The sequence below is a fragment of the Microcoleus sp. genome (assembly GCF_049646505.1).
Lineage (GTDB): Bacteria > Cyanobacteriota > Cyanobacteriia > Cyanobacteriales > Microcoleaceae > Microcoleus.
Genome location: NZ_JBARVX010000012.1, coordinates 1 through 4,893, shown reverse-complemented (window position 1 = coordinate 4,893; position 4,893 = coordinate 1). Strand labels below are relative to the sequence as shown.

The following is a 4,893-nucleotide window of genomic DNA, read 5'->3' as shown; positions in this document are numbered from 1 at the left end:
GTTCAGGTGATTGAATATTAGCGGAAATCGTATTTAGAGAAGGGGTATTTAATTGCAATGGCTCCAATTCTGGCAAAATATCTTCCCAGCTTTTGTTGGGATAACTTGCCAGAATAATGTGAACCATGATTTGATTCATGACTACTTGTTGGGCGATCGCCACATCGAGATATTTTTCGCTTTGTTGCTGAATCGCTTGCAGCGTTTCGGTTGCAGGTTTATCAGAATCTTCCCTCAATTTTGCTTCGTAAAACTCGCGCGCCGCATATCCCAGCGTGTACAGCATCGTAGCATTTGTACTCGCACCAATCATCGCACCAGCCAGCGGTACGTTGCGTACAAAACCCAAACCTGCTTTCATGGCGTTGCTACCGCCGAGCGCTAACCCAAAAATTGCCAAAACCTCGCCTTTTCGGGCTGGAGCTTGCAAATCCATCCCGTAAGCGGCAGCAATTTCATAAACCATTTCGGTTTGAATCGCATTAGTCGCGACTAAATCGATCGCCAAAAGAGCTGCTGCGACACCGGGTAAAATGCTGCTAGCAACTCCGACACCACCGGCTTGGATGGCTTTTTTCACCATAATGCGATGGGCAATTTCGCTGGGAGTTTCGTTGGGATACTGTTGTTGGATTTGCTTGACTTCAGCTTCAGCTTTAGTGAAATCTAAGCCAGAGTTTGCTCCAGTCAACCAATCAAGCCTGAGCACACCTGCAATTTGTTTGAGAAAAGGAAGATTGCTGACATAAGTCACAGCTTCTCCGGTTTCCTTGGTTGCTTTTCCAATCAATCGATAGGTTTGTTTAGCAGTAGCTTCTCCCGCATCAACTGCTTTGTCAATAACTGCTTTGCCTGCATCCAGTGCTGACTCTGTTGTCTCACCAATGAAATTTGACAAACTAGACTTTTGCTGTGAATTAGTTTCTTCTTCTGGGTTCGATCGGTCTTTCATCACTGTTTTTTCAATTAACGACAATATGCCAGGTTTTCAGATTGGACGTAGCCTTTCAGGGGTACTGTAATGGGTACCCAACCATCGCTTCCTAAACTTTCAATCGTCACTCTGCGTCCATTCGCAACGAAACCAGCCGTTTCCCCATCAGTCGAAGGTGTTTGACGCACGTTAATTCCTCTGAGGGCTGCAACTAAGCGGCAGTCAGTAGGAGGCGGAGAATTTGCCGCTTTACACTCTCCGAGAAAACCACCGTATACGTAGCCTTTTAGCGGTGCTGTAATTGGTACCCAGCCATTCTCGCCCAGACTTTGAATCGTCACGTTTCTGCCGGAGCCGATAATACCGATCGCTTGGCTGTCGGTTGTCGGTTCTTGCCGCACATTAAGACCGTTACCGGCAACAACCAGGCGACAGCTATCGGGTATTTGTGCTAGTAGAGATTCACCTTGATTTTGAACTTCAACTTTGTATGGAGTTGGATTTTTGTTAGCTGCGAAAGAGGGAGCAACTAAAGCTGTTGCCGTCACCAATAACGCACTTGTTAAAGATGTATATTTTTGCCACATTTCCTGTTTTTTCATTACTTCGTCTCCTTTTAATCATGTCAACAGCTTATCTAAAATTTTTATCTCTACCGTCTGCTCCAAGAATGAATGAAGCATCATCCCAAGGGCATAAAATAATCAGACTTGCTGCTGTGCTTGTCTGATTTGCAGTATCACCGCCAATCAAGCATAAACGCGAGGTTTGCGAGCGCCAACAGCAGCACCAATCATTGCCGATGCCAAACTCAGTAAAGAGCCGAGTAGAAATGACCAAGTAGCTTTAGCTGTATTGGTAGCAATGTCGCGAACTTGATTTGGGTCTACATTCGGTATATTAACACCTCCCTGTTGCTGTACTCGATCGGCAATTTCTCCAGCATTAGCCGCAACAGCATCAACAGCACCAGATATCCCGCTTGCTAACAGCCAAGAACTGAGTGCTAATGTAGTTCCCCAAAGAATTGCTGCATTCAAAATAGCTGTTTTCTTAGTCATTGGGCCGCAGCTTTGAGCCATTACCCAACCGCCCAAAAATAGGGAAACCAGCAAACTAACGATCGACCAAATTCCCACCGCCAGACTAACAGAGCCTGCATCAGCACCCGTTGCACCCGCGCTCAACCCGATCGCGGCTCCCAAAGCGCTTAACAAAAGTTGACCGGTCAGGGCGATCGCAATTCCTGCAAAAATAGGCCCCCACCGGACTCGATCGTGGTAATTCACCGCCGTATTGACAACTGTCGGCTCAGCAACTTCACTGCTCAGTGGTTCTGGATTGTATGTCATAAAAAATTAATCCTTCTCGTTGAAAATTTATTTTACGTCAAATTTATAATTAGCATATCTACCCTTAGTTATAGCATTACCGATTTTTTTATTACTACACAATCTTTCATAAGTAGGAGGTACCGAAAGCAATTTCTCGCTAAAATACACCTAACATAGTGAGTAGAATTGAAATGTTACTTTACAAAATAGAAGATTTTAATCCCAGCTACCGCGAAGTAGCGTTTGATGGTGAAGATATCAAAGGGTTCGATGTCTGTGCAGGAAATACAGATGAAAAAATTGGCACGCTCGATACCGTGCTAGTTGATGAAACAGGGCGTTTCCGATATTTTGTCGTTGACACAGGTGTGTGGATTTTTGGCAAAAAAGTATTAGTTCCCATCGGTCTTTGTCGGATAGATTTTAATACCGGGCGCGTCTACGCCAGAAGTTTGCAGAAACAGCAAGTCGAAAACCTAGCCAGATATGAAAACGGGATGGTCGTTGATTACGATTACGAAGAACAAGTGCGGAGAGTTTATCGCACTCCAACCGTCGGAGCATCTGCACCTGTAGAAGCGTCATTGCCTTTAGAAGCATCGCGAATTGTCACCGCATCCGCTCCAGTTTCTGTGCCGGCTCCTTACAGTTACGAGCAAGAGCCTGAACTGTACCAAATGAACGAGCAAGACCATCAAAAAATCCGACTTTACGAAGAACGATTGATTGCAGACAAAACCCGCCAAAAAACTGGCGAAGTAATAATTAACAAGCGAGTAGAAACTGAAACAGCAAAAGTTTCGGTTCCTGTAGCAAAAGAGCGTGCTGTAATTGAACACGTAACTCCCGAAAATGCAGGCACTCCAGTGAGTGCAGAGGCTGCCTTCGGACAACAAGAGACGGTGCATATGGAACTCCACGAAGAAACTGCCGATATCAAAAAGCAAGCTTTCCTGCGCGAGGAAGTTAAGATCAGGAAAGAAGTTGAAAAGGATACTGTTGAGTCAACAGAAACGCTGCGGCGCGAGAAATTAGATTTGTCGGCAGAAGACTGTTAGAGTGCCGATAAATTGAACGGTGGTTTGTGGCTCGGCTTTCGCCCCGACATTAGTGCTGAATCGAAATTACCAGCCCCACAAATCACTGTAATTGTCAAACAACAAGAGGATGTTTTATGATATGCAATCGCTGGCATTTACCGCTAGTCAAGGGTTCGTTTTTAGCTTTGCTCGTTAGTGTGAGCGGCGCTGGTTTTGTGCTAAATTCCCAGCAAGCTGCTGCTCAACAACAAGCCAAATCGACATTTCCTGATGTACCGCAAAATTACTGGGCGCGTCCGTTTATTAAATCCCTAGCTGAAAAAGACATTGTTACGGGATATCCCAACGGAATGTTTAAACCCAAACAAAATGTCGATCGCGACGAGTTTGCAGCGATGATTCGCCAAGCTTTTGACAAAGCAAAAATTAGAAATATACCCACTGGAAGTTCCTTTAAGGATGTGCCGCAAGGCAATTGGGCAGCACCTCCGATTGAAGAAGCTTATGAAACGGGATTTATGAAAGAATTTCCGGGAAACGAGTTTCGTCCAAAGCAGCCAATGACTAAGGCACAAGCATTAGTTGCCTTAATGAAAGGTTTAGACTTGAATTACGATCGCCCTGTAGCAGCCAGTCAAGGCGCTGCACCTGTACCAGCGAGTCAAGCCGCCGCATCTGCAGCACCTGCAAATCAACGTCGAAGAACTACTAGGAATCGTTTGGTATTTCCCTTAGCAGCAACTGTTTTAATGCAGCCGCTATTGCCTGTAATACCAACAAAACAGCAGCCGCAACCCAAACCTGCTAAAACTGTTCCGGCAACGACGACCAAAAGTCCCGTTGCAACTTCTAAGATTTCGGCATTAAAGTTTCTTAAATCATACTATAAGGATGCCGATCGGATTCCTAAAGATTCGGTTGATGCAGTAGCAGCAGCGACACAGGCAAAGATAGTGGTCAATTATCCAGATGCGAGAGTTCTAAATCCGAACGAGTTGCTCAGTCGGGGAAGTGCTACCGCGCTAATTCATCAAGCTTTGGTCAATCAAAAGCAGATCGAACCGCTTTCGGACAAGAATGCTGTTAAGTACATTCCTAAGAGTCCGCGTCCCTAGTTTTGCCATCAAAAAAAGCTGTTTCTACAGCTTTAGTTAGCGGGCTTTAAGCTAATTTAAAGCCCGTACAACTTCCCCACTGTTGCCGTACAGATTCTACAGCTAATTGCTGTTTTTTTTTGCCATAATTGATAATTAAGTTGCCTGAATTTTAGGTAATTGTTTTTTTTACAAAACACTGACAAACATACCAATAATAAAATGCTATAGCGGTTCTCAAGAAAGTCAGGTATGCCCTATTCCATATTCCCTATTCCATATTCCCGACAGCACCTCATCTTTCTGAGAAATGATGTATAGCAGTCCTTGCAGGAGTCGTAAAGTTTTTTACCCCACCCCAACCCTCCCCTTATTAAGGGGAGGGAGTAAGAAATTCACAAATGATTTAGGATTGCCATAATGTCAACTAACAACTAACAACTAACAACTAACAACTAACAACTAACAACTAACAACTAACAACTAACAAC

The 4,893-nt window shown here is 44.5% G+C and carries 5 protein-coding genes; 2 read left to right on the top strand and 3 right to left on the bottom strand.

Features of this window, described 5'->3' with window-relative positions; all coding sequences use genetic code 11:
* The 3 genes from WBA89_RS00865 to WBA89_RS00855 all read right to left on the bottom strand — a co-directional run.
* Positions 1 to 952: hypothetical protein (locus WBA89_RS00865; RefSeq protein ID WP_424403181.1), on the bottom strand; the 952-nt coding region annotated here is incomplete at its 3' end.
* Between the two features lie 14 nt (positions 953 to 966).
* Entirely contained in the window at positions 967 to 1,536 is a 570-nt protein-coding gene (locus tag WBA89_RS00860) for an SH3 domain-containing protein (protein WP_424403179.1), read from the bottom strand.
* A 147-nt stretch (positions 1,537 to 1,683) separates the two neighbouring features.
* A complete protein-coding gene (locus tag WBA89_RS00855; protein WP_424403177.1) occupies positions 1,684 to 2,286 on the bottom strand; it encodes a hypothetical protein in 603 nt (200 codons plus the stop codon).
* A 173-nt stretch (positions 2,287 to 2,459) separates the two neighbouring features.
* Between WBA89_RS00855 and WBA89_RS00850 the strand changes: the two genes are divergently transcribed.
* Together WBA89_RS00850 and WBA89_RS00845 are read left to right on the top strand one after the other, a co-directional pair.
* A complete protein-coding gene (locus WBA89_RS00850; protein WP_424403175.1) occupies positions 2,460 to 3,326 on the top strand; it encodes a DUF2382 domain-containing protein in 867 nt (288 codons plus the stop codon).
* 116 nt (positions 3,327 to 3,442) lie between these two features.
* Positions 3,443 to 4,423, top strand: a complete 981-nt coding sequence (locus WBA89_RS00845; RefSeq protein ID WP_424403173.1) for an S-layer homology domain-containing protein — start codon at positions 3,443 to 3,445, stop codon at positions 4,421 to 4,423.
* The last annotated feature ends 470 nt before the right edge of the window (positions 4,424 to 4,893 follow it).

What these genes read in the sequence shown, in the direction of transcription:
- WBA89_RS00855 (WP_424403177.1), bottom strand. Translation starts at nt 2,286, where the DNA reads ATGACATACAATCCAGAACCACTGAGCAGTGAAGTTGCTGAGCCGACA.
- WBA89_RS00845 (WP_424403173.1), top strand. Translation starts at nt 3,443, where the DNA reads ATGATATGCAATCGCTGGCATTTACCGCTAGTCAAGGGTTCGTTTTTA.
- WBA89_RS00860 (WP_424403179.1), bottom strand. Translation starts at nt 1,536, where the DNA reads ATGAAAAAACAGGAAATGTGGCAAAAATATACATCTTTAACAAGTGCG.
- WBA89_RS00850 (WP_424403175.1), top strand. Translation starts at nt 2,460, where the DNA reads ATGTTACTTTACAAAATAGAAGATTTTAATCCCAGCTACCGCGAAGTA.